This is a genomic window from Rhodovulum imhoffii (assembly GCF_003046545.1).
Lineage (GTDB): Bacteria > Pseudomonadota > Alphaproteobacteria > Rhodobacterales > Rhodobacteraceae > Rhodovulum > Rhodovulum imhoffii.
The window spans coordinates 57926-81649 of sequence record NZ_QAAA01000007.1; the positions used below are offsets into that span (position 1 = coordinate 57926).

At 62.3% G+C, this 23724-nt stretch carries 23 protein-coding genes; 14 read left to right on the plus strand and 9 right to left on the minus strand.

The window, feature by feature from the left end; all coding sequences use genetic code 11:
* Positions 1 to 131: 131 nt before the first annotated feature.
* From bchF to C8N32_RS07450, 14 genes are all read left to right on the plus strand, one after another.
* A complete protein-coding gene (bchF, locus tag C8N32_RS07385; protein WP_107891983.1) occupies positions 132 to 611 on the plus strand; it encodes a 2-vinyl bacteriochlorophyllide hydratase in 480 nt (159 codons plus the stop codon).
* Positions 608 to 1894 carry a ferredoxin:protochlorophyllide reductase (ATP-dependent) subunit N gene (locus C8N32_RS07390; protein WP_107891985.1) on the plus strand — a complete coding sequence of 429 codons (1287 nt, stop codon included), beginning with the start codon at positions 608 to 610 and terminating at the stop codon, positions 1892 to 1894. Before bchF ends, C8N32_RS07390 begins: the two co-directional genes overlap by 4 nt.
* On the plus strand, positions 1891 to 3429 hold the full coding sequence (gene bchB, locus C8N32_RS07395; RefSeq protein ID WP_107891988.1) for a ferredoxin:protochlorophyllide reductase (ATP-dependent) subunit B: 1539 nt from the start codon (positions 1891 to 1893) through the stop codon (positions 3427 to 3429). The genes C8N32_RS07390 and bchB overlap by 4 nt, the downstream gene beginning before the upstream one ends.
* Positions 3419 to 6991 (plus strand): magnesium chelatase subunit H, encoded by a 3573-nt coding sequence (locus C8N32_RS07400; protein ID WP_107891990.1) that lies wholly within the window; start codon positions 3419 to 3421, stop codon positions 6989 to 6991. The genes bchB and C8N32_RS07400 overlap by 11 nt, the downstream gene beginning before the upstream one ends.
* Positions 6992 to 7006: 15 nt before the next feature.
* On the plus strand, positions 7007 to 7903 hold the full coding sequence (gene bchL / locus C8N32_RS07405) for a ferredoxin:protochlorophyllide reductase (ATP-dependent) iron-sulfur ATP-binding protein (protein WP_107891992.1): 897 nt from the start codon (positions 7007 to 7009) through the stop codon (positions 7901 to 7903).
* Positions 7903 to 8586 carry a magnesium protoporphyrin IX methyltransferase gene (gene bchM / locus C8N32_RS07410; protein WP_107891994.1) on the plus strand — a complete coding sequence of 228 codons (684 nt, stop codon included), beginning with the start codon at positions 7903 to 7905 and terminating at the stop codon, positions 8584 to 8586. Before bchL ends, bchM begins: the two co-directional genes overlap by 1 nt.
* Positions 8583 to 10022, plus strand: a complete 1440-nt coding sequence (locus tag C8N32_RS07415; protein ID WP_107891996.1) for a PucC family protein — start codon at positions 8583 to 8585, stop codon at positions 10020 to 10022. The genes bchM and C8N32_RS07415 overlap by 4 nt, the downstream gene beginning before the upstream one ends.
* Before the next feature lie 17 nt (positions 10023 to 10039).
* Positions 10040 to 10822 carry a photosynthetic reaction center subunit H gene (gene puhA / locus C8N32_RS07420; RefSeq protein WP_107891998.1) on the plus strand — a complete coding sequence of 261 codons (783 nt, stop codon included), beginning with the start codon at positions 10040 to 10042 and terminating at the stop codon, positions 10820 to 10822.
* A gap of 11 nt (positions 10823 to 10833) precedes the next feature.
* Entirely contained in the window at positions 10834 to 11463 is a 630-nt protein-coding gene (gene puhB / locus C8N32_RS07425; RefSeq protein WP_107892000.1) for a photosynthetic complex putative assembly protein PuhB, read from the plus strand.
* A 7-nt stretch (positions 11464 to 11470) separates the two neighbouring features.
* Positions 11471 to 11923, plus strand: coding sequence for a photosynthetic complex assembly protein PuhC (puhC, locus tag C8N32_RS07430; protein ID WP_107892002.1), 453 nt, complete (start codon positions 11471 to 11473; stop codon positions 11921 to 11923).
* 44 nt (positions 11924 to 11967) lie between these two features.
* Positions 11968 to 12264, plus strand: coding sequence for a hypothetical protein (locus C8N32_RS07435; RefSeq protein WP_107892004.1), 297 nt, complete (start codon positions 11968 to 11970; stop codon positions 12262 to 12264).
* A complete protein-coding gene (gene acsF / locus C8N32_RS07440) occupies positions 12261 to 13376 on the plus strand; it encodes a magnesium-protoporphyrin IX monomethyl ester (oxidative) cyclase (RefSeq protein ID WP_107892007.1) in 1116 nt (371 codons plus the stop codon). Before C8N32_RS07435 ends, acsF begins: the two co-directional genes overlap by 4 nt.
* Positions 13373 to 14194, plus strand: a complete 822-nt coding sequence (gene puhE / locus C8N32_RS07445; RefSeq protein WP_207186955.1) for a putative photosynthetic complex assembly protein PuhE — start codon at positions 13373 to 13375, stop codon at positions 14192 to 14194. The genes acsF and puhE overlap by 4 nt, the downstream gene beginning before the upstream one ends.
* A gap of 127 nt (positions 14195 to 14321) precedes the next feature.
* Positions 14322 to 14771 (plus strand): c-type cytochrome, encoded by a 450-nt coding sequence (locus tag C8N32_RS07450; protein ID WP_107892009.1) that lies wholly within the window; start codon positions 14322 to 14324, stop codon positions 14769 to 14771.
* A gap of 52 nt (positions 14772 to 14823) precedes the next feature.
* Here C8N32_RS07450 and dxs read toward each other — a convergent pair whose 3' ends face one another.
* The 9 genes from dxs to bchY form a co-directional block, all read right to left on the minus strand.
* Positions 14824 to 16740 carry a 1-deoxy-D-xylulose-5-phosphate synthase gene (gene dxs / locus C8N32_RS07455; RefSeq protein WP_107892011.1) on the minus strand — a complete coding sequence of 639 codons (1917 nt, stop codon included), beginning with the start codon at positions 16738 to 16740 and terminating at the stop codon, positions 14824 to 14826.
* 156 nt (positions 16741 to 16896) lie between these two features.
* Entirely contained in the window at positions 16897 to 17991 is a 1095-nt protein-coding gene (gene pufC / locus C8N32_RS07460) for a photosynthetic reaction center cytochrome PufC (protein WP_107892012.1), read from the minus strand.
* A 1-nt stretch (position 17992) separates the two neighbouring features.
* Entirely contained in the window at positions 17993 to 18961 is a 969-nt protein-coding gene (pufM, locus tag C8N32_RS07465) for a photosynthetic reaction center subunit M (RefSeq protein WP_107892014.1), read from the minus strand.
* A 2-nt stretch (positions 18962 to 18963) separates the two neighbouring features.
* Positions 18964 to 19812 (minus strand): photosynthetic reaction center subunit L, encoded by an 849-nt coding sequence (pufL, locus tag C8N32_RS07470; RefSeq protein ID WP_107892016.1) that lies wholly within the window; start codon positions 19810 to 19812, stop codon positions 18964 to 18966.
* Positions 19813 to 19956: 144 nt separating this feature from the next.
* Positions 19957 to 20121 carry a light-harvesting antenna LH1, alpha subunit gene (gene pufA, locus C8N32_RS07475; RefSeq protein ID WP_107892017.1) on the minus strand — a complete coding sequence of 55 codons (165 nt, stop codon included), beginning with the start codon at positions 20119 to 20121 and terminating at the stop codon, positions 19957 to 19959.
* Positions 20122 to 20134: 13 nt separating this feature from the next.
* Positions 20135 to 20284: a light-harvesting antenna LH1, beta subunit gene (pufB, locus tag C8N32_RS07480; protein WP_107892019.1), complete on the minus strand. Its 150-nt coding sequence runs from the start codon at positions 20282 to 20284 to the stop codon at positions 20135 to 20137.
* Between the two features lie 120 nt (positions 20285 to 20404).
* Positions 20405 to 20617, minus strand: a complete 213-nt coding sequence (pufQ, locus tag C8N32_RS07485) for a cytochrome PufQ (protein WP_107892021.1) — start codon at positions 20615 to 20617, stop codon at positions 20405 to 20407.
* Entirely contained in the window at positions 20614 to 22095 is a 1482-nt protein-coding gene (bchZ, locus tag C8N32_RS07490; protein ID WP_107892023.1) for a chlorophyllide a reductase subunit Z, read from the minus strand. Before bchZ ends, pufQ begins: the two co-directional genes overlap by 4 nt.
* A complete protein-coding gene (gene bchY, locus C8N32_RS07495) occupies positions 22095 to 23657 on the minus strand; it encodes a chlorophyllide a reductase subunit Y (RefSeq protein WP_107892025.1) in 1563 nt (520 codons plus the stop codon). Before bchY ends, bchZ begins: the two co-directional genes overlap by 1 nt.
* Between the last annotated feature and the right edge of the window lie 67 nt (positions 23658 to 23724).

The following is a 23724-nucleotide window of genomic DNA, read 5'->3' on the forward strand; positions in this document are numbered from 1 at the left end:
CACGTCAAAACACAACGCCAGACGTGGAAGAGTGTAAACTCAAAAAGTGTAAATTACAATTGACACTTTCCGGAAAGCGGGCTTAGGTTGAGGCTTGCCACCGCCTGTCAGGGAGTCGGAGGATGTCAGACATGCGAAAGCACGCCGCGCCTGCGGTGCAACTCTACACGCCGGAACAGCGCCGCCGCCGCGATGAAAGCGTCTGGACCATCGTGCAGGGGGTCTTGGCCCCGCTTCAGTTTCTCGTCTTCCTCGTGTCGCTGGTTCTCGTCGTGCGCTATCTCGCCACCGGAACCGGATACCAGGCGGCCACGATCTCCATCGTGGCGAAAACCCTCATCCTTTACACCATCATGATCACCGGCGCGATCTGGGAAAAGGTCGTGTTCGGCAAGTACCTGTTCGCGCCTGCCTTCTTCTGGGAAGACGTGTTCTCGATGCTGGTGATCTCGTTGCACACCGCGTATCTTTATGCGCTCGCGACCGGCGATTTCGGCCATACCGCCGAGATGGGGATCGCGCTTGCGGCCTATGCCGCCTATGTCATCAACGCCGGACAGTTCCTGTGGAAGCTGCGCATGGCGCGCCTGCAGGGGGAGGCAACGTCTTGACCGTCGATACACCCGTTCCCGCGCGCGGTTGCCGCGACGCGGCGGTTCTGAAGGAACGCGGCCAGCGTGAAGTTTTTTGCGGCCTCACCGGCATCATCTGGTTGCATCGCAAGATGCAGGATGCCTTTTTTCTGGTGGTCGGATCACGCACCTGTGCGCACCTTCTGCAAAGCGCGGCGGGCGTGATGATCTTTGCCGAGCCGCGCTTCGGCACCGCGATTCTCGAGGAAAAGGATCTTGCCGGGCTGGCTTGCGCGAACGAGGAACTCGACCGCGAGGTGGAGCGCCTGCTTTCCCGCCGCCCGGACATCCGTCAGCTTTTCCTTGTCGGGTCCTGCCCGTCCGAGGTCATCAAGCTGGACCTTCACCGCGCCGCCGAACGGCTGACCCGCAAATATGCCCCCCATGTGCGGGTCATCAATTTCTCCGGCTCCGGGATCGAAACCACTTTCACCGAAGGGGAAGATGCCTGTCTCGCCGCGATGGTCCCGGCTCTGCCCGACACCGGGGAGCGACAGCTTCTGATGGTCGGCGCGCTGCCCGACGTGGTCGAGGACCAGGCGCTGTCGCTGCTTTCCGAGATGGGCATTGCCCCGGTGCGCTGCCTGCCCGCCGCCCGCACGGACAAGACGCCGGGCGTGGGGGAGAATACCGTCGTCGCCCTGACCCAACCTTTCCTGAATGAAACCGCCGCGCACCTGGAGCGGCGCGGCGCGCGCATCCTGTCCGCCCCGTTCCCCTTCGGCGAAGAGGGGACCACCGCGTGGCTGTGGGCCGTGGCGCAGGAGTTCGGTGTCGACGCCGAAACGTTCACCCGCGTGACGGAAGCCCCGCGCGCCCGCGCCCGCAAGGCCATTGCCGCCGCGACGGAAACGCTGGGCGGCAAGTCCGTGTTCTTTTTTCCCGACAGCCAGCTGGAAATTCCGCTGGCACGGTTCCTGACCCGCGAATGCGGGATGACCGCCGTCGAGGTGGGGACGCCTTTCATCAACAAGCGCATCGTCGGCCCGGAGCTCGACCTTCTGGCCGAGGGTCCTGTTATTTCCGAGGGGCAGGATGTCGACCGCCAACTGGATCGCTGCCGGGCTGCGCGGCCCGACTTGACGGTCTGCGGCCTTGGCCTTGCGAACCCTCTGGAAGCCGAAGGCATGGCGACAAAGTGGGCCATTGAACTGGTTTTCACCCCGGTTCATTTTTACGAGCAAGCCGGTGACCTTGCCGGACTGTTTGCCCGCCCGCTGCGCCGCCGCGCGCTGCTTTCCGGGCTGGAGGGCGCAGCATGAAGCTGACCGTATGGACATATGAAGGCCCGCCTCATGTGGGCGCGATGCGCGTTGCCACGGGCATGAGAGGCCTGCATTATGTTCTGCATGCCCCGCAGGGCGACACCTATGCCGACCTGCTGTTCACCATGATCGAACGGCGCAACCATCGCCCGCCGGTCACCTACACCACCTTCCAGGCCCGCGACCTTGGCGAAGACACCGCCAATCTGTTCAGGACCGCCTGCCAGAGCGCCTATGACCGCCACAAGCCGCAGGCGATGATCGTGGGATCGTCGTGCACGGCGGAACTGATCCAGGACGATCCCGGCGGCATGTCGGAAACGATGGGCCTTCCGGTTCCGATCATACCTCTTGAACTGCCCAGTTATCAGCGCAAGGAAAACTTCGGTACGGATGAAACCTTCTTCCGGATCGTCAAGGCGCTCGCCCGCCCGATGGAGCGCAGCGCCCATATCAGCGCCAACCTCATCGGACCGACCGGTCTGGGCTTCCGCCATCGCGACGACATCACCGAGGTCACCGCGCTGCTGGAGGAAATGGGCATCAGCGTGAACGTCGTGGCCCCGATGGGCGCCACCCCTCAGGACATTACCCGCATGGGGGCCGCCCATTTCAACGTGCTGATGTACCCCGAACACGCGGAGGCCGCCGCCCGCTGGCTGGAACGCAATCTCGGTCAGCCTTACACCAAGGTGGTGCCGATCGGCATTGGCGCGACCCGCGATTTCATCGCCGAGGTTGCCGGGATGGCCGGCGTCGTGCCCAAGGCGGACGATTCCCGCCTGCGGATGCCCTGGTATTCGAAATCGGTCGACTCGACCTACCTGACCGGAAAGCGCGTGTTCCTGTTCGGGGACGCCACCCATGTCAGGGCCATGGCGCGTGTCGCGCGCGATGAGATGGGGTTCGAGGTGGTCGGCCTGGGCTGCTATAACCGTGAATTCGCCCGCGATATCCGCAAGCTCGCCAGGGATTACGGTGTCGAGGCGCTCATCACCGACGATTACCTCGAGGTCGAGAAGACCATCGAGGATCTCGCCCCGGAAATGATCCTCGGCACCCAGATGGAGCGCCATATCGGCAAACGCCTCGGGATTCCTTGCGCGGTGATCTCATCCCCTGTTCATGTGCAGGATTTCCCCGCCCGCTACAGCCCGCAAATGGGGTGGGAGGGCGCGAACGTCCTCTTCGACACGCTGGTGCATCCGCTGGTCATGGGGTTGGAGGAGCACCTGCTGCACATGTTCCGCGAGGATTTCGAATTTCACGATGAGGCCGGAGCCTCCCATCACGGCGGCGCGGTCAGGCTGCGCGCGGTGGAAAGTACGCCAGCCCCGGCGGAGGCACAGCCCGCCACGGCCGCCTCCGACGCCATCGTCTGGCTGTCCGATGCGGAACGGGAACTGAAGAAGATCCCGTTCTTCGTGCGCGGCAAGGCCCGCCGGAACACGGAGAAATTCGCCCTTGAAAAAGGCGTGCAAAAGATCAGCGTCGAAACCCTGTACGAGGCAAAGGCCCACTATGCGCGATGACAGCCACATTCCCGGCTACCGAGTCGTCATTGTCACGCTGGATTCCCACTCCGCGGGGCCGGCCGCGCGGGTAACGGAACGCCTGTCCAGTGATTTTCCGGGTCTCAAGGTCTCGGTCCACGCAGCGGCGACCTGGGCGGAAAACCCGGAGGCGCTTGCCAGGGCCAAGGACGATGTCCTGCACGGGGATATCATCCTTGTGAACCTGCTGTTCATCGAGGAACACATCACCGCCATCCTGCCCGAACTTCAGGCCCGGCGCGACCACTGCGACGCGATGATCGGCATTATCGCCGACAGCCAGATCGTCAGGCTGACGAAAATGGGCGATCTGGACATGACCAAGCCCGCCTCCGGCCCAATGAAGCTTCTCAAGAAGCTGCGCGGGTCGAAAGACGGCAGCAACGGCGCGCCTGCCGCGGGGGCGGGGGAAAAGCAGATGGCGATGCTGCGCCGCCTGCCGAAGATGCTCAAATACGTACCCGGCAAGGCACAGGATCTGCGCGCATGGTTTCTGACCATGCAGTACTGGCTGGGTGGCTCCGACGACAACGTAGAGCAGATGGTCCGCTTTCTGCTGTCGCGTTATGCCCATGAAAAGGCATGGCGCGGGGCCCATTCCGAGGCGCCGATCGACTACCCCGAGGTGGGGCTCTACCACCCTGACATCGAACACCGCATTACCACGGATCCGGCCCGGCTGCCGGCGCCTGGGGCACCGGTCGCCACCGTCGGTCTGCTGCTGATGCGCAGCTATATTCTCGCCTCGGACACGGCTCATTACGACGCCGTCATCCGTGCGCTGGAGGGGCGCAATATCCGGGTCGTCGCTGCATTTGCCGGAGGGCTGGACGCCCGCCCGGCCGTGGACGCCTATTTCAAAACCGAAGACGGCGTACAGATTGACACGCTGGTCTCGTTGACCGGCTTCAGCCTGATCGGCGGCCCGGCCTACAACGACAGCGACGCCGCGGTAGCGGTTTTACAGGGGCTGGATGTCCCCTACGTGGCCGCGCACCCGCTGGAGTTCCAGACGCTTGGCCAGTGGAGCGCCAGTTCCGGCGGGCTTGGCCCGGTCGAGACCACGATGCTGATTGCCCTGCCCGAGCTGGATGGCGCCACCACACCCACCGTTTTCGGCGGCCGCCACGGCCCCGAGGGCTGTCAGGGCTGCCCCCGCTCCTGCCAGTGCAGCAGCGAAACCAAAGCGATGGCCGCCTGTACCGAACGGGTGGAAACCCTTGCCACGCGGGTGGCGAAACTGGCACGGCTGCGCATTTCGGAAGTGACAGAGCGCAAGGTTGCCATCATCCTGTTCGGCTTTCCGCCCAATGCCGGCGCGATCGGCACCGCAGCCTATCTGTCCGTGTTCGAAAGCCTTTTCAACACGCTCCACCGCATGAAGGACGAGGGTTATGACATCGAGCCCCCCGCCACGGTCGACGACCTGCGCCAGGCGGTCATGGACGGCAATGCCAGAACGTTCGGACAGGAAGCCAACGTCGCCGCCCATGTGCCCGCTGACGACATCGTGCGCGGCACCCCTTGGCTGAGCGAGATCGAAACAAGCTGGGGCCCCGCCCCCGGCCGCATCCAATCCGACGGCACCGGCGTGTTCGTTCTGGGCGCACAGTTTGGCAATGTGTTCGTGGGGGTCCAGCCGACCTTCGGCTACGAAGGCGACCCGATGCGCCTTCTGTTCGAAAAAGGCTTTGCCCCGACGCACGCCTTCAGCACCTTCTATCTGTGGCTGAAGAATCACTTCAAGGCCGATGTCCTTCTGCATTACGGGATGCACGGCGCGCTGGAATTCATGCCTGGCAAGCAGGCCGGGATGGGGGCGCGGGACTGGCCCGACCGGCTGATCGGCGACATGCCGAACGTTTATCTTTACGCCTCCAACAACCCGTCGGAGGCAACGCTGGCAAAGCGCCGCTCCAATGCGGTGACGATCACGCATCTGACACCGCCGCTCGCGGCCTCCGGGCTCTACAAGGGGCTTCAGGAACTCAAGGACAGTCTCACCCGCTGGCGCCAGACGGAGCCGGGCTGCCCCACCCGCGACGACCTGGAAGACCTCATCGCCGTGCAGGCCGATGCCGTCGACATGGGCGGCACCCCGCCCGAAGATTTGTGGCTGAAGCTTCTTGAAACCGAGGACGCGCTGATCCCGGACGGGTTGCACGTGGTGGGCCGCCCGGTCACCACCGAAGAGCGGGCAGAGCATCTGCGCGTAATGTGCGACGTCGATGACGACACCCGAGAGCGGGTGGACTACTGGCTGCAACAGGAGACTGAGCTTCCGGCCCTGATGCGCGCCCTTGGCGGTCGCTATATCGCACCTGTCCCCGGCGGCGACCTGATCCGTTCGGCGGATGTGTTGCCCACGGGGCGCAATATCCACGCCTTCGATCCGTTTCGCATGCCGACACAGTTCGCCCTGCAGGACGGGGCGAAACAGGCACAGAAGCTGCTGGACACCCACGCCGAACTGCCGCACACGGTCGCGTTGGTCCTGTGGGGGTCGGACAACATCAAGTCAGACGGCGGGCCAATCGCGCAGGCGCTGGCGCTGATGGGGGCGAAGCCGCGCTTTGACGGATATGGGCGCCTGTCCGGAGCCGACCTGATCCCGCTGGCGGAGTTGGGCCGCCCGCGCATCGATGTCGTGATGACGCTGTCGGGCATTTTTCGCGACCTTCTGCCCCTGCAAACCCGGATGCTGGCCGAAGCCGCGTGGAAGGCCGCAACGGCCGATGAGCCGCCGGAGATGAACTTCATCCGTGCCCATTCTCTGGCCTACGCGGAGAAGATGGGTGTGGACATGGAAACAGCCGCGCTGCGGGTGTTCTCGAACGCGGAAGGCGCCTATGGTTCAAACGTCAACGGGCTGATCGACTCCGGCGCCTGGGGTGAGGAAGACGAACTGGCCGATGCCTACGAGGCCCGCAAGAGCTATGCCTATGGCCGCGACGGCAAATGTGCCGCCAACGCCGCGCTGTTGCAACAGACGCTGAAAGATGTGGACATTGCGTACCAGAATCTCGAAAGCGTGGAGTTGGGCGTCACGACCGTGGACCATTATTTCGACACGCTGGGCGGCATTTCCCGTGCCGTTAAACGGGCCAAGGGCACCGAGGCGGCCGTTTACATCGGGGACCAGACCCGCGGAGAGGGCAAGGTGCGCACATTGCAGGAACAGGTCGCGCTGGAAACCCGGTCACGCAGTCTCAACCCGAAATGGTTTGAAGGTATGCTCAAACACGGGCATGAAGGGGTACGCCAGATTGAGGCTCAGGTCACGAACACGCTGGGCTGGTCGGCCACGACGGGGCAGGTGGAACCCTGGATCTATCAGCGCCTGTCAGAGACTTTCGTGCTGGACGAGGAAATGCGCAAACGCCTTGCCAGCCTGAACCCGGCCGCCAGCGCCCGCATGGCCAACCGCCTGCTGGAGGCCCATGACCGGAATTACTGGCAGCCTGACGCCGAAACGCTGGCCGCCCTTCAAAACGCGGCTGACGAGCTGGAAGACCGGCTGGAAGGAATCGCGGCGGAATAAGCCGAGGAGAACAGGATGAGCCCGAGAGACGAAATACCGGTACTGAAAGGCGAGGACGGGGAAGGCTCCGTTCAGGTGCATCAGGATCCGAGCATGAAAATCGAGGGGGCCAAGGTCTTTTCGGTTTACGGCAAGGGGGGGATCGGAAAATCCACCACCTCTTCGAACCTGTCTGCGGCGTTCTCGATGCTGGGCAAGCGGGTTTTGCAGATCGGCTGTGATCCCAAACACGACAGCACCTTCACCCTGACCGGGCACCTCCAGCCAACGGTGATCGATGTCCTGAAGGACGTCGATTTCCACCCCGAAGAGCTGCGCCCCGAAGATTTCGTGACCGAAGGGTTCAATGGCGTGCAATGTGTCGAGGCCGGCGGCCCCCCCGCAGGCACCGGTTGCGGCGGCTATGTCGTGGGGCAGACGGTCAAGTTGCTCAAGCAGCACCACATGCTGGAAGATACCGACGTGGTGATCTTCGACGTGCTGGGCGATGTCGTGTGCGGCGGTTTTGCCGCGCCGTTGCAACATGCCGACCGCGCGGTGATCGTTACCGCCAACGATTTCGATTCGATCTACGCAATGAACCGCATCATCGCCGCCGTGCAGGCAAAGGCGCGCAACTACGGCGTGCGCCTGGCGGGGTGCATCGCCAACCGCTCGGAAGATACCGACCAGGTGGACAAGTATTGCAAGCGTGTCGGCTTCGAGCGTATCGCGCATATGCCCCTGGTCGATGCGATCCGCCGATCGCGGCTGATGAAGAAGACCCTTTTCGAGATGCCTGACGATGAGGATATCGTGCAATGCCGGGCCGAGTATATCCGGCTGGCGGAAACGCTGTGGAAAGGAACCGAACCATTGGCGCCCGCACCGCTGGAGGACCGCGAAATCTTTGAACTTCTGGGATTCGACTAATGGACAGCTACTCCCAGACCCGCGAACGGCTGGAGCACTATTTCGACCGCACCGCGTCGAAAACGTGGGAGCGTCTGACCTCGGACGCGCCGGTGTCACGCATCCGCCAGACCGTGCGCGAAGGCCGGGAGGAGATGCGGGCTGCGATGCTTTCCTGCCTGCCGGGGGATCTGTCCGGCGCGCGGGTTCTGGATGCGGGCTGCGGCGCGGGACCGATGACGCTGGAACTTGCCCAGCGCGGGGCCGAAATCGTCGCCGTGGATATTTCGCCCAGCCTGCTGGATGTTGCGAAAAAGCGTATACCCGAGAAGTACCACCCCCGGATCACCTTCGTGGCCGGCGACATGCTGGGGGCGGCGCTGGGACGGTTCGATTTCGCCATGGCAATGGACAGCCTGATCCATTACCGGGCCGAAGACATTGCCGCCGCGCTGGGCAAACTGGCCCCGCGTGTGCGTGAAAAGGTGGTGTTCACTGTCGCCCCGAAGACACCGCTCCTGTCGGCGATGCATGTGACGGGCAAACTGTTTCCGCGCTCCGACCGGTCGCCGCGGATCATCCCCCATTCCGAGGCGCGGGTTGCCTCCGCACTGCGCGAGGCCGGTGTCAGGGGCGCGCTGCGCCCGGTCGCACGCGTGGCCAGGGGCTTTTACATCAGCCAGGCGTTGGAATTGCGGACATGAGCAAGAAGCCCCACCCCCTGACCCGGCTGACGATGGACATGCTGCCCTTCGCGGATGCCGCCTCGGAAGGCTTTCCGCTCAAGGATCTGTTGCGCCTGTCGCTGTTCCAGGTCTCGGTGGGGATGGCCACGGTGATGCTTCTGGGCACCCTGAACCGGGTCATGATCGTGGAACTTTCGGTTTCCGCGATGGTGGTCGCCATCATGGTGGCATTGCCGGTTCTGGTGGCACCGTTCCGCGCGCTTATGGGCTTCAAGTCAGACAATTACCGTTCCGCCATAGGATGGAAGCGGGTACCTTACCTGTGGTTCGGATCGCTGTGGCAAATGGGCGGGTTGGCGATCATGCCATTCGCCCTGATCGTTCTGTCCGGGGACCAGACGCTTGGTCCGGCCTGGGCGGGAGAGGTTCTGGCCGCTCTGGCCTTTCTGATGACCGGGCTGGGTCTGCACATGACCCAGACGGCCGGGCTGGCGCTGGCTTCCGACCGCGCCAGCGAAGAAACGCGTCCACGGGTCGTGGCCATGCTGTACGTAATGTTCCTGTTGGGGATGGGGCTATCCGCCATCATCGTCGGCTGGCTGCTGCACGACTTTTCGCAGATGCGGCTGATCCGCGTGGTGCAGGGGGCTGCCGCCGCAACGGTGATCCTGAACCTGATCGCACTCTGGAAGCAGGAGAAGATGCGCCCTATGACGCGGGAGGAGCGCACCGCCCCCAGGCCGCGCTTTGCGGATGCCTGGGCGGATCTCGCACGCGGAGGCACCGCGGGGCGGTTGCTCGCGGTGGTGGCGATCGGGACATTGGCTTTTTCCATGCAGGATATCCTGCTGGAGCCTTATGGCGGTGAAATTCTTGGGCTTTCGGTGTCTTCAACAACACTTTTGACCGGGGTCTGGGCCTTGGGCGCACTGGGGGGCTTTGCGCTTTCGGCACGGTGGCTGAGCCGCGGAATGAACGCTTACCGCATGGCAGCGGTGGGTATCCTGGCGGGAATTGTCGCCTTCGCGGCGGTGATATTCGCAGCTCCGATGCAGTCAGCCTCAATCTTCTTTATCGGGGCGATGCTGATCGGCTTTGGCGGCGGGCTGTTCGCCGTGGCCACCCTGATGGCCGCGATGTCACTGCCGGTTGAAGGCACGGCCGGGCGCGGGCTTGCCCTGGGCGCCTGGGGCGCCGCACAGGCGACGGCGGCCGGTCTGGCCATCGCGCTGGGCGGAACCATCCGCGACGTGATGACCCAGGTTGCCATGACCGGCATTCTGGGCAAGGGCCTGCAAACCCCGGCCACGGGATATGCGTCGGTCTATCACATCGAAATCGTGCTACTATTCGTCACTCTTGCAGTCTTGGGCCCGTTGGTGCGGACTCATGGCATAACCTCTCCCAACAGGGATCCCTCGGCCAAGATCGGGCTGGCCGACTTTCCCACCTGACCTGGAGGATCAAACCCATGGTGGAATCATTCTTTGGAAACTTCGATCTGGCCAGTCTGTCTCTGTGGCTGTTCTGGCTCTTCTTCGCTGGTCTGATTTTCTATCTCCAGCGGATGAACATGCATGAGGGCTACCCGCTGGAGACAGATGCCGGGGAAACCTCACCCAATCAGGGCATGTTCCCGCTGCCGAAGGAAAAGACCTTCAAGCTGCCCCATGGCGCGGGTGAACTGACCGTGCCAAACCAGCTGACCGACCCGCGCAACGCGAATCTGGCCCTGCGCCAGACATCTAAGGCCAACGGGTTTCCCTTTGAGCCCACCGGAAACCCGATGGTCGACGGGGTCGGCCCGGCAGCCTGGTGCGCCCGCAAGGATGAGCCGGAGCTGGATGGCAAGGGGCATCCGAAAATCCAGCCGATGAAGCACCTGAAAACCTTCAAGGTGTCCGGCGGCCGTGACCCGCGCGGCCTGTCCGTTGTGGCCGGTGACGGCGAAAGCGTCGGGACCGTGACCGAAATGTGGGTGGACGAGCCCGAACAGATGGTCCGTTACCTCGAGGTCGAGCTGGACCCGGCCTATGGCGGCGGCATCCGCCTGCTACCGATGCAGCTGGCCCGTATTGGATGGCTCAAGAAACAGGTGAACGTACACTCGATCTACGGCAAGCACTTTGCCGATGTCCCACAGACCAAATCTTCGACCCAGATTACCAAGCTGGAAGAAGAAAAGATCTGTGCCTACTACGCCGGCGGCAAGCTGTATGCCGACCCCAAGGAGCGGCTTGAGTCGCAGATCTGAGGAGGGGGTTCATGCCTCACGACGATTTCGCCGTCGAACCCATTCGCGGACTTCCCGCCCACCTGCCGGAGGGGGAAGAAATTCTCTGGCAGGGGGCGCCCGACTGGTGGGCGCTCGCCCGGGAAGGGCTGTCTGTCTATTGGGTCATGGGCTATTTCGTCATCTTGTTCCTATGGCGCGCAATCGTGGCCGGCGAAACCATGCCGGCCGCGGCTGCCATAGTTTCCGGATCTCCTTTCCTTGTTCTGGGTGCGATCGTATGCGCGCTTCTGATGGCCGTGGCGTATGTACAGGCCAGGGCTACGGTCTACACGGTAACAAACCGGCGCGTTGCCTTGCGTATCGGCGCTGCCCTGACGATGACACTGAACCTGCCCTATACCTGGATCGGGAACGCAAATCTGGAGTTGCGGAAATCCGGAGTTGGAACCATCGCATTCGAACTGATGGGGACCACCCGCTTTTCCTACCTTATGTGCTGGCCCCACGTCCGCCCCTGGCGGATCGCCCGCACGGAACCCGCGTTCCGCTGCATCCCTGAAGCGGCGAAGGTTGCAAAACTGATCGCCGACGCAGCGGAAACGCGGGTTTCAGAACCCAGGATCACGCACGTCCCGGATGACGCGCTGGTAGCGGAGTAAACGCAACATGCAGTCCAAGAAACACGATGGGCACGGCGATCTCATTCCCCCTGCATTGCTGCGGGGGGTGTTGTTCCTTGTGGCCGCCTGCCTCGTGATCGTGGCCTATGCCCGCATCACGGACAAACCGCTTGTTGCGACTCCGGATGACAGCATTCCCGTGGCGCAGGAACGCCGGATCGTGCTTGAAGGCAGCATGAGCGGCGCCGCCACGGTTTTCGACATCGACGGAAACGTCATCGCCGATTTTTCCAGCGACGAGGGAGGTTTCGTCGCCGGGATATGGCGGGTTCTTCAGCGTGAACGCAACAAGCATGGTGTGGCGCTGGATGCCCCTGTACGGCTGGCCCGGTATGAGAACGGGCGGCTGGCCCTGCACGACGACCTGACCGGGTGGCGTGCGGAACTGATCGGCTTTGGTGCCGACAACGCGGCAGTCTTCGCGCGACTGCTGGATTGAGGGGCCCGGAATGCCCCTCACCCCGAAAAACAGGATGTCACGCTATGGGATTTCTTACCCGAACAAAGGAGACGGCGCCCTGCACGGTTGAAGTCTCTCACAAATTCGAAAGTCTTCATGCGCATGTGCGCTTTGACAACGGCGCCGTGGTTTACCCCGGCGACGAAGTGCTTGTACACGGGCCGGAGATCATGGCCCCGTTTGGCGAGATCGTGACCGAACAGCGTACTGCAACCATTACCCGCGCAAGCGATCTGGAGCGGATCTGGACGCGCCTGACCGGCGATTTCGAAGTTATGGAGCTGTGCGAATTCTCCTTCTCCGGGGAGGCGCGGCTATGAACATGCACACTGCGGACGCCGTGACCGTCGAGGAAGGGCTTGCCATTCAGGAACGTCAGTCCAGGCTGGACAGCGAGGCGGCCACCGCTATCGCGATGCAGAACACTCTGCTGACTCCGCGCTTTTACACAACCGATTTCGACGTGCTGGACGCAATCGACGTGACCCCGGTGCGGGGGGATTGGGACAGCCTGATCGCAGAGATGAAAGCGGACCCCAACAAGGGCCACTTCCGCAAAACCGCAGACTGGGACCATGTCGACTGGGACGGTATGGAGCCGGCGCTGAAAAAGGAATTCGTGGACTTCCTGATTTCTTCGTGCACCGCGGAGTTCTCGGGCTGCGTTCTGTACAAGGAAATGAAACGGCGCGGTCACAACAAGGACGTAGCCGAGCTGTTTCAGCTCATGGCGCGGGATGAAGCCCGGCACGCAGGCTTCATCAACGACGCGCTGCGCGAAGCCGGCATCGCCGTAAACCTGGGTTTTCTGACCCAAAAGAAGAAATATACCTATTTCCGGCCAAAGTTCATCTACTACGCCACCTACCTGAGCGAGAAGATCGGCTATGCCCGCTACATCACGATTTTCCGCCATCTGGAAAAGCATCCGGAAAGACGCTTTCATCCAATTTTCAAGTGGTTCGAGGAATGGTGCAGTGATGAGTTCCGCCACGGCGAAGCCTTCGCCCTTCTGATGAAAACGGACCCGGCCCTGACGCGGGGCGTGAATGTGTGGTGGATCAAGTTTTTCCTGACCGCAGTCTTCGCCACCATGCATGTCCGGGACCACCAGCGCCCGGTCTTCCACGCGGCGCTGGGTGTCGACACGGACTGGTACGGACAAGAGGTATTCCGCAAGACATCCGAGCTTTCAAAACAGATCTTCCCGATCACGCTCGATATTGACCACCCGCGCTGGCAGAAAGGGCTGCGCCAGTTACAGAAAGCCAGCAGCGAAGCAGATACGGCCAGGCGCCGCGGCGGGTATGCCGGGGCGCTGGCGGGCGCATTCGCGGCCCTGCGCGCCACACTGGGCTTTGCAATGTTGTACACGATCCCGGCGAAGCGCCACACGGTGCCCGCCTCAACACGATTGGAGCCAGTCTATTGATTGAATCGGCCTGGTTTGCTGCGCTGGCTGCGCTGTTTATCTGGTGGTTTTCCACCGGGGCCATTCTTGTAATCGTCCGTTATGCCGAACACCGGGGCCTGACCGCCCACAGGCGCGCGACCCTGTGGGGGCTGCCGGGCCTCGCGCTGGGCATCCTCGGGTTCGAGGTGACCCGGCATATCGACAGCGTCGGCGCGGTTTACCTGGCCTTTCTCTCCGCTCTGGCCATCTGGGGCTGGGTGGAACTGGCCTTTCTGACCGGGGTAATCACCGGTCCAAACACTTCTCACTGCCATGTAAGGGCACGTGGATGGGAACGGTTCCTGAGGGCTTACGGCACGATCGCGTATCATGAAACGCTTCTGGTCATCATCCTGTTCGGAATGCTGGTCACCAGCCATGGGGCGCCAAACACTGTCGGACTCTGGACCTTTATCGTGCTGTTCTTTGCACGGATTTCGGCCAAGCTGAACCTGTTTCTCGGTGTGCCGAAGATCAACGTGGAATTCCTGCCCACACCGCTGGCGCATCTGCCCAGCCATTTCCGCATCTCGAAAATGAACTGGCTCTTTCCCTTGTCGGTTTCTGCGCTGACTTTCGCGGTCGCCTGCTGGCTTGAACGCCTGTTTGACGCGGCCATTACCCCCGCGGATACGGTTGGTTTTGCACTCCTGGCGTCGCTGACGGCACTTGCCCTGCTGGAGCATTGGCTGATGGTACTTCCCCTCCCGGACGAAAAGCTCTGGCGCTGGATGATGCCGGAGGCGAAGAAAAAACCGGACCCCAAAACCCCAAAGAACGACGCCCCCAGTTTTTGACAGATGCATCACAGGATGGGCTTGACGACAGAGCTTCCTCCGAAGGTTGTAATTGTTCGATTCAAATTGACCTGAAGCGCGCGGCGCTACATGTTAACCGCGCCACACTCTAGTCAGGGAGAGACTGATGAAGATGAAACTTGCCGTAGCCGCTGCCGGTCTTCTGATCGCCGCGCCCGCCATGGCCGAAGAACTGACCGTCTCTGGTGACGCCGCTGCCGGGGAAAAAGCGTTTCGCCAGTGCATGACCTGCCATGTCGTGCAAAACGACGAAGGTGAGATCCTTGCCGGGCGCAACGCGAAGGTTGGCCCGAACCTTTACATGGTTCCCGGCCGTGTTGCCGGAACGGTCGAAGACTTTCGCTATTCGAAATTCATGACCGCCGCAGGCGAAGCCGGCCTGCACTGGGTTGAGGAAGAATTTGTGAAATACGTTCAGGACCCGACCGCCTATCTGCGTGACTACCTGGGCGACCCGCAGGCACGCGGATCCATGACCCACAAGGTCCGCAAGGAAGACGAGGCCCACGATGTCTTCGCCTATCTTGCCTCTCTGGGGGTCACTACAGCCGAATAAGCGACACCGCAGACACCATGAAAAGGGCCGCCTTTGGGCGGCCCTTGAAATTTCAGCCCCTGGCGCCGAACTTGCCAGACGCAACCCCCAGCGCGTTCAGCGCCGTCGCTGCGATATCGTCGGCACTCATCCCTGCATCCACATACATCCGCGCCGGGCTGGCCTGATGGATAAAGCGGTCCGGCAAGGTCATCGTACGGACGGGAATCCCCCGATCCAGCCACCCGCTACGGGCCAGCCAATGCAGAACCTTCGCGCCAAAGCCACCTTCGCTACCATGCTCAACCGTGACAAGCGCGGCATGGTTGGACATCAGTCGAGCAACGAGATTCGTGTCAAATGGCCTGGCAAAGCGGGCATCCGCCACGGTCACCGATATGCCACGCGCTTCCAGGGCTTCGGCTGCAACCAGACTGCTGGCAAGCGCATCGCCCAAGGACAAAAGCGCCAGTGTGGACCCTTCGCGGACAACCCGGCCTTTCCCGATTTCCAGCACCTGCCCGCGCTCGGGCAGGTCAACGCCCATACCCTCCCCCCGTGGATAGCGAAACGCAATCGGCCCTTCGTCATAGCCTGCGGCCGTCGCGACCATATGCTTGAGCTCGGCCTCGTCCCCCGGTGCCATCACCACGAAATCGGGCAGGTTGCACAGGTAGGACAGATCGAAGGTCCCTGCATGTGTCGCCCCGTCGGCCCCCACCAACCCCGCACGATCAATCGCAAACCGAACAGGCAGTTTCTGAAGCGCCACATCATGGACAATCTGGTCGTACCCACGCTGAAGGAAAGTGGAATAAATTGCACAGAACGGTTTTGTCCCGCCCGCGGCAAGACCGGCGGCAAAGGTCACCGCGTGCTGCTCTGCGATTCCCACATCAAAGACACGGGCGGGAAATCGCTTTTGCATCAGGTCAACACCCGTTCCGGCAGGCATCGCAGCAGTAATCGCAACCACCCGGGGATCACGGGCGGCCTCCTCACACAGAGCCGCCCCGAAGACAGAGGTGTAGGATGGCGCATTGGCCTTTGCCTTTTGCTGCGTGCCCGACACCACATCGAACTTGCCCACCCCATGGTACTTGTCAGCCGCGGTTTCGGCAGGGCGGTAACCCTTCCCCTTCACCGTGCAGCAATGAATCAGAACCGGGCCGGAGGCCCGTGCCCGGGCCGCCCGCAAAACTTGGAGAAGCTGGTTCATATCGTGCCCGTTAACCGGACCGATATAGTCGAAACCCAGCTCTTCGAACAACGTCCCCCCGCCGGGAAATCCCGTCACCAGTTGACGCGCCCGGCGCGCGCCTTCGCGGATCGGGCCGGGCAGGACGGATTCGAAATCCTCCGCAATGTCTTTCAGGCGGCCCAGGGGCGTCTCTGAGTACAAGCGCGAAAGGTAGCGCGACATCGCCCCCACGGGCGGCGCAATGGACATTTCGTTGTCATTCAATATGACAAACAACCGCCGTCCCGCATGGCCCGCATTGTTCATCGCCTCATAGGCCATCCCGGCACTGATGGACCCATCCCCGATAACCGCGATCGCATCGCCCGTCGGCTGGCCAAGGTCGCGCGCCGTGGCAAACCCCAGCGCCGCGGAAATCGACGTTGAGCTATGGCCGGCACCGAAAGGATCGTAGTCGCTCTCCGCCCGCTTGCAAAACCCCGAAACGCCTCCCTCCTGACGGAGCGTATGCATCCGGGCGCGCCGGCCTGTCAGAACCTTGTGGGGATAGCACTGGTGCCCGACATCCCAGATCAGCTTGTCAAAAGGGGCCGTGAATACTGCGTGCAAGGCGACAGTCAGTTCGATCACCCCAAGCGATGACCCCAGATGGCCACCTGTCTGACTGACGATCGAAACCACCTCCTGACGCAGTTCCTGTGCCAGGGCCGCCAGTTCGGAGTTGGACATGGCCTTGAGATCCGCCGGACCGGCAACACGGTCAAGTAAGGGGGTAGCGGCAGTGTTCATGGGTTTTTACTCCCGTCAAAAAGGTGCCGTGTGGCTCGACCTCCCCACGGCACCAGTGCCCTGTCTGACAGGAAAGGAACCGGGGTGTGGATGCCCCGACAATCAGGTCTTGCGACCCAAGCGGGCGCGGCGCAAAAGCGCCGCCCCCATTTTCATTCATTCGCCGCTTGCTGCCAGTTCCGGCCAGTCGGATACCATATCCGTCCTGTTCAGCGGGAAGATATAGCCCTTGTGGCAGGTTGCGCAGTTCACCTTGGCAGCATCTCCCATTTCCCCAAGACGCCCGGCGGGCAAAAGCTCCGCGCGCGGCTCAAAGAAATTCTGGTTGATGTCGATCAGCATCTGCTGCGCGAGCGTCGTCGTCGACCATGCCGGGGTCACCTGAGTCGCGTCGTAGAAGGCGCGGGTGTTGTGGCAGTAGACACAGCCGACATTGATCGAATTCGCCTGGTGGTTCATCAGCGAGAAGGTTCGCTCGGCATCTTGCCAGGTCGGATTGCCCGGCTGCTGGGCAACGCGGCTTTCGAGATCGTGGACCTTGATGCTTGCGCCATCCAGCAAGAAAACCTCTTGCGCATCGACGGGGAGGGCCGAAAACTCACTCAGCGTATACTGGTTATCAAGCAAAACACGGTTTTGCACGGCGGCCCACCCTTCCGAGGACGAATTTACCGCACCTGCCTTGGTCCAGGTATCCGAAGGAATCGGTTCCCCGCGGTGGCAGGTATAGCAGTTCACGCCCTTGCCATCAGAGGCGAGGTTGTGCAGATCCCAATCATCGTTGAGATACTGGGTCACCTCGATGCACTGCTTGGTAATCTCTCGGGTGTACTCTTTTCCCTCGGCAACCTCGACTCCGTCATGCAGCGGAACCGGCATGCCGACCCATTCGCTCATCGCCGTCTGTAGGCGGTCGAAGTTGCGTTGGGTCAGATCACCGAAAGCCACGACGTTCTGGTAAACGTCCTGGGCCAGTGGCTCACCTTCCTCGACCGGGATCGGCGCATAGGTGGTGTAGTTCTCGACAGACGCATCGTAACTGGCGTTGTCACGCTTGAACTTGATCACCTCCATCCCGATACCCCGCGGGCCGGTCTGGGTGTATTCCACCGCGTTGGGGTTGTCGTAGGCAACTATGATCGCAGCCGCGGCCACCGCCACCCCAACCGTGCCGACAAGAATACCCGGGCGAAACAGGTCGGTCGGATTATCCTTGGACCATTGCTTGTACCATTTCGGGAATCTCAGCATGTCAGCCTCCTTGCCCGGTGTAGGCTTCGTAGCCGTAGGGCTCGATGTACTCAGGCGCGAAGTTATGCTCCTGGGCCCAGATGAACCAGTTGTCGACAACGGTGCCGGTCAGGAGGATGCCGATACCACCCGTGATCGGGGTGAGAACCGCAAACCACCAAGCCCAGCGGTGAATGCCTTCCATCGTGGCGTTGAACCCCATGGTCCAGCGCCAGAACAGAGCCGCACGCTCAGCTGCGGTGCCGCGGTCGTAGATCTGCTCCAACTCGCGCTCGCCGCCGAAACGGGTTACGGCAAGAATGGTCGCACCGTGCATGGCGAACAGCATGGTCGAACCGTAAAGGAACGCAATCGAAAGCGCGTGGAAGGGGTTGTAGTACAGGTTGCCGTAGCGGATCGAGAAGGCCGTGGTCCAGTCAAGGTGGGGGAAGATGCCATAAGGCACCATTTCCGACCAGCTGCCCATCAGGATCGGACGGAACAGTCCAAGCACGAGGAACAGCCACAGCGCGGCAGCAAAGGCCCAGGCAGTGTGCTTGCCCAGCTTGTGCTCTTTCGCAAGAAGGTAGGTTCGCAGCCACCAGCAACCGACCGAAACCAGCAGGAAGAAGCTGGCGATCATGTACCAGCCACCATCGTTGAGCGGAGGCATGCGCAAGCCGTATTCCGGGCTGGGTGGCTCCAGCGCCAGCCAGAAGCCCTGGCGCAGCATCTGCACCAGCGACCAGTCCACCTGGGCCAGCATGTTCAGCCCAATGATGAAGAAGGCCGTGAAGCCGGTGAGCAGGCCGATCGAGCCGGTCCAGCCAAGATAGATCGGGCCGAGCTGCGCATTGCCGAACCAACCAAGGAGCTTGAGATGGGCGATCCCCGGACCGCGCTCCTCCATCATGTTGTTCTCGTTGTCCATGCCCCAGTCGGGCGGACCCTGAACCTGAACCTGAGTAAAGATGTTCTGGTATTCAGCCATGATTAGATCCCCCCAGCGGCGCTGGCTTCGGGCCAGATCGGAAGTTCAAGCCACCAGTTCCACCATTCAGGCCATCCCTCGGTCCAGAGCGGGCCGGAAATGATGATACAAACGGCGGAAAAGAAGGCCGCGTTGATGGCCAGCAGGAAGCCGACCCGGTGAATCCCCAGCGTCCCGACCGAATAGCCGATGAAGTCACGGAAGAAGGCGTCTTCGTGATCAGGGGTCTTGGCTTCTTCGCCCTTTTCCGGGTTACAGGCGCTCAGCACAAGGGCACCGTGCAGGGCCAGGAACATCGTCGTGGCAAAGAACAGCGACACGGCCAGCATGTGCGCCGGGTTGTAGTGGAAGTGCAGGAAGGCATAGCCAGTGTTCGACACCCAGTCGAGGTGGCTGAAAATGCCATAGGGAAAACCATGCCCCCACGCGCCCAGAAGAAGCGGGCGGAAGATCACCAGCGTCACGTAGGCCAGGATCGCGAAACCGAACGCGAAGGGAACGTGGTATCCGATCCCCAGTTTGCGGCAGATCTCAACCTCCCGCAGAGCCCAGCTGATGAATGCGCCGGTAGCGCAAATGGTAATGATTTGCCACAGCCCGCCCTCGGCGAGCGGGGCCAGCCCCAGACCGTAGCTGAGGTCGGGCGGCGCGATATGGATCGTCCAGGGGTTGAAGTTGCCCTGCAAGGCCGCCCCCCAAAAAATCATGATCGTGCCAAGGGCAGCGAAAAAGACTGTCGTTACTCCGAAGAAGCCTACATAGAAAGGCCCCACCCAAAAGTCGAACAGATCGCCACCGATGAGCGTCCCTCCACGGACGCGATACTTTCTCTCAAAACTGAGCAGTGCCATCGTCTGTCTCCGCAAATGGCGGCCGTGTCCGTCCGGGCCTCAGCCGTCCTTGTCCTTTGAGATCGCTGCGGGCGAGAGATCGGGGCTTTCGCCCGCAGCTAGTCTTGTCACTTCGGTCCTGACCGAAGCCGGAAAAGGCGAGGCTTAGGCGCCAGCGGCTTTCTCGGCGGCGATGGTCAGCCAGTTGAAGTGGTCCGTGCTGAGCAGAACAAGGTGAATCATCACTGCCAGCAGGAAGAGAAACACGCCTTGCGCAACCAGCACGCGGCGCGGATCGAAGATCATCCAGATCTTGTAGAATTTTGCCATTTCTCAGTCCTCCTCAGAGCCACGGACGCCAGATGTACACTGCCAAGTGAGCAATGCCGGCAACGGCAACGAAGAGCCAGAGCCCGCTCATGTAGACAGCGTGGATTTCCTGCGCCTGCTCGTCGGTGAGACCGGTGAACGACACGTCAGTATTATCAGCCATTAACTATCCTCCGGATCGTCTGACTGATGCCGCGCACCCCGGCGGCCGGGTCCCGACAAGGCCTCATGCCCTGCCGGCATTCGCCCATGGGGTCTGGGCGAATCTCGAACTTCCGCCCTCTCAGGCGGAAAAAATCATGGGCGTGATGATCCGCGCCTGGCTCCAGGCACGCGACACCGGCCCCTTGATGGTCAGGTCACCCTGCTTGAGCCCCGCCAGAAGCCACGCAATGACAGCCAGCGGCAAAGCAGCAATGAAGATGATCGCGAAATAGACGGTAAACTCCGCTTTCGGCGCCCGGTGCGCCCGCACGTCGGAAGTCTGGTCGGTCATTTTCCGTTCTCCTCTTGAAGGCTTGCGAACCCGGCGGGGCGCAGAGCCTCGACGGTTTCCCGCACAACGCGCTCAGCCCCTTGTTCAAGCGCAGCACGCTCGGCAGCGTCGCGCAGGGTCTTAGCGGCGGAAATACGGGTCAAAACAGGGTGCTCGGCAACGATCTTGTCCAGGAGTGCCTGCGCGTCCTCGTCCCAAGGAAAATCCCGGCGCAAGGTCGTCGGCGTCGCAGCGGCCGAATCAAGCTCGGATCCAAGGGGCAGGATATGAAACAGGGCGTCGAACAAGGCGTTGCAAATCTCTTGTACTAGGTAGGTTGCGCCACCATATCCCATGAAAGGTGTGCCCGTAGCCCGTCGGATTGCCGCACCCGGAAACCCGGCGGGGATAAACGCAGGTCGCGGCCCGTGACCGGCAACCAGTTCAGCCATATAGATTTTCTCGTTGATGGACCCGAAAACAACCAGGGGCCGTTTCTGGGCCATCAGCGCGCGAACCTCATTGTTGTTGGTCTTTGCGCCAGCCTTGCGGGCGACCGCGAATGCACAGGGCAGGCCCATGTCCGTTTCAAGGAAATGACGCAGGCCGCGCGCATAGGTTTCACTGGCCACAACGGCAAAGCTCGCGGTGGCGAAGAAGTCCTGCGTGACCGAACGCCACAGATCCCAGACCGGTTTGATGGTCGAGTGTTTCTCCCGCGCGATGAACGGTTCCGGGTCGAGACCCAGAAGTTCGCCGAGCTTGCGCAGGAACCTGGTGGTTGAGTCGATCCCGATGGGCGCCTGCAAGTAGGGCTTGCCCAGAACCTCCGCCAGCCCGCGGCCGAACTCGCGGTACATCACGATATTGACGTCGGCATTCACAAGGCCGCGCATCTCCGCAATGTGGGACCCCAGCGGCATGATCATGTTCACCTCGGCCCCGATGCCTTCCACGAGGCGGCGAATCTCCGCCAGGTCGGACGGCATGTTGAACACACCATACATCGGCCCAAGGATATTGACGCGCGGCTTGTCCCCCTCTTGGCGCTTTTTCTCGGGGGGCATGCGACCCTTGGTCATCCCGAATTCGGTAAACAGCCAGGTCATCGCCCGATCGGCGGCTTCCCACTGGTCCTCGTCGATGGTGCGGGGCAGGAATCGCTGAATATTGGTGCCCTGCGGCGTCACGCCGCCGCCGATCATCTCCGCGATGGACCCTGTCACGACGACGGCCGGCAAGGCCGGATCCAGGGTTTTCCAGGCGCGTTTCATCGCCCCCTCGGTCCCGTCACGGCCCAGCTCTTCCTCACCCAGACCCGTCACAACGATGGGCAATTCATGCGGCGGCAACGCATCCGTATAGTGCAAAACGGAAGTCACAGGCAGGTTCTCGCATCCGACGGGTCCGTCGATGACCACCTGAAGGCCCTTGGCCGCGCAGAAGGCGTAAACCGCGCCCCAATAGCCCCCCGCCCTGTCGTGATCGAGAACCAGCATCAGATCATCTCCTGCGCTTTTTCCGCGCGGCGTTTCTTGTCCAGCTTCTTCTGGTGCAGCGCCCGGAATTCCGGATGGAGATTCGGGCTGCCTTCCCAGACACCGGCGGTGTCGCCTGTCCCGACACCTTCAAAGAACTCCCGCATGGTTGCCATGCGGCCCTTGTTCGCAATCGCAGCGTTGACCACTTGCGCAAGGCTGCCCGCCCCGGCCGGGCCCATCAGGGGCCGCGCCGAAATCAGGTTGGTGAAATAAAGCCCCGGAATCGCGTTCTCCTTGGCATGCTGCACCACCGGAGTCGTGCCGATGGCCAGATCGGGCCGGATCGCATCCACCGCGGCACAATCGTCCTCAAGAGAGGCGCGGTACTTCACGCTCACGCCCCTGGCCTCCAGCCAGGCCCGGTCGGCTTCGGACTGGGCGGTACGGGGGCAGGCCGTCCCGACATAGGGCACGTTGGCCCCGCTCTCGATCAGCAACCGCGCAACGAGCAACTCCGAGCCTTCGTAACCCGACAAGGTGACGGTACCGTCGACCGGCGCCTCCGCCAGTGCCGCCTTGATCGCGGGCAGGAAAGCGTTCTGCGCCGCCGCGACCTTCCCGGCCGCCAGGCCGAAGGTCTTCCCGATCGCGGCCAGCCAGTCAGCCGTGCCGTCATGCCCGACGGGGGCAGACCCCACAACGGGCCGCCCGGCGGCTTTGAACTCACGCATGGAGGCTGTGTAAAATGGGTGAATCGCCGCCACCGCGCCACAGTCCAGCGCCGCGTACAGCTCCCGCCATTCGCGGCACGGCACCACGGGACCGACGGCCAGACCCAGCGGGTCCAGCATGCGACCGATCATCATCGGGTCGGCGGGGAACATCTCCCCCAGAAGCGTCACGGTCGGACGGTCGGACACACCGCCCTGAGGGGCGGCAACCGGTCCGGCCTCGGCCTCCTTGCGGGCATAGTTCAGCATTGCTCCGGCCAGAACGTCCTTGGCCTCCGCATGGGTCGGCACGCCAAAACCGGGCACGTCGATCCCCACGATGCGCACCCCGTTGATCTCATTGGGCAGCAGGCGCAAAGGCACGCCAGATGCGGTCGGCACACACAGGTTCGTCACCACAATGGCATCGTAACGATCCGGGTCCGCCAGTTCATGCACACTGTCGCGGATATCTTCGAACAACTTGCCGGTGACCAGCGTTTCAGAATTGAACGGAACGTAACCCACCGACCGCCGTGCGCCGTAGAAATGCGACACGAAAGACAGGCCATAGACGCAGCAGGCCGACCCGGAAAGAACCGTTGCCACGCGGCGCATCCGCAAACCGACACGCAGACTTCCGAATGCCGGGCACATGCTCTGGGGCTTGTCATGAGGGCCAAGCGGGTAATCCCTGGCAAACTGTTCCAGCATCGCGGACTGTCCCGCCATACGCGCGGCTTTCTCCATCTCGGCGCCACCATGACACCCCCCCGCATCCGACGGTTGGCCAGCCGTCGGCTCCGGTCTGGCCCCCTCGATCACCTCGGCGGCATGAGCGGCGTCGTATCTGACCTCTCCGGTGGTCATGCGTCCTCCCCCTCCCCGTCATCGGGCGCTGGCGGTTCGGCAGGCTCCCCGGCCTGCGCGAGACGCT

Coding starts and splice junctions, on each gene's coding strand:
- puhB (WP_107892000.1), top strand. CDS start 10,834: ATGCCTCACGACGATTTCGCCGTCGAACCCATTCGCGGACTTCCCGCC.
- puhA (WP_107891998.1), top strand. CDS start 10,040: ATGGTGGAATCATTCTTTGGAAACTTCGATCTGGCCAGTCTGTCTCTG.
- pufA (WP_107892017.1), bottom strand. CDS start 20,121: ATGGCAAAATTCTACAAGATCTGGATGATCTTCGATCCGCGCCGCGTG.
- pufM (WP_107892014.1), bottom strand. CDS start 18,961: ATGGCTGAATACCAGAACATCTTTACTCAGGTTCAGGTTCAGGGTCCG.
- pufQ (WP_107892021.1), bottom strand. CDS start 20,617: ATGACCGACCAGACTTCCGACGTGCGGGCGCACCGGGCGCCGAAAGCG.
- bchY (WP_107892025.1), bottom strand. CDS start 23,657: ATGACCACCGGAGAGGTCAGATACGACGCCGCTCATGCCGCCGAGGTG.
- pufL (WP_107892016.1), bottom strand. CDS start 19,812: ATGGCACTGCTCAGTTTTGAGAGAAAGTATCGCGTCCGTGGAGGGACG.
- puhC (WP_107892002.1), top strand. CDS start 11,471: ATGCAGTCCAAGAAACACGATGGGCACGGCGATCTCATTCCCCCTGCA.
- C8N32_RS07400 (WP_107891990.1), top strand. CDS start 3,419: ATGCGCGATGACAGCCACATTCCCGGCTACCGAGTCGTCATTGTCACG.
- bchL (WP_107891992.1), top strand. CDS start 7,007: ATGAGCCCGAGAGACGAAATACCGGTACTGAAAGGCGAGGACGGGGAA.
- C8N32_RS07415 (WP_107891996.1), top strand. CDS start 8,583: ATGAGCAAGAAGCCCCACCCCCTGACCCGGCTGACGATGGACATGCTG.
- bchB (WP_107891988.1), top strand. CDS start 1,891: ATGAAGCTGACCGTATGGACATATGAAGGCCCGCCTCATGTGGGCGCG.
- pufB (WP_107892019.1), bottom strand. CDS start 20,284: ATGGCTGATAATACTGACGTGTCGTTCACCGGTCTCACCGACGAGCAG.
- pufC (WP_107892012.1), bottom strand. CDS start 17,991: ATGCTGAGATTCCCGAAATGGTACAAGCAATGGTCCAAGGATAATCCG.
- bchM (WP_107891994.1), top strand. CDS start 7,903: ATGGACAGCTACTCCCAGACCCGCGAACGGCTGGAGCACTATTTCGAC.
- bchF (WP_107891983.1), top strand. CDS start 132: ATGCGAAAGCACGCCGCGCCTGCGGTGCAACTCTACACGCCGGAACAG.
- dxs (WP_107892011.1), bottom strand. CDS start 16,740: ATGAACACTGCCGCTACCCCCTTACTTGACCGTGTTGCCGGTCCGGCG.
- C8N32_RS07435 (WP_107892004.1), top strand. CDS start 11,968: ATGGGATTTCTTACCCGAACAAAGGAGACGGCGCCCTGCACGGTTGAA.
- bchZ (WP_107892023.1), bottom strand. CDS start 22,095: ATGCTGGTTCTCGATCACGACAGGGCGGGGGGCTATTGGGGCGCGGTT.
- acsF (WP_107892007.1), top strand. CDS start 12,261: ATGAACATGCACACTGCGGACGCCGTGACCGTCGAGGAAGGGCTTGCC.
- C8N32_RS07450 (WP_107892009.1), top strand. CDS start 14,322: ATGAAGATGAAACTTGCCGTAGCCGCTGCCGGTCTTCTGATCGCCGCG.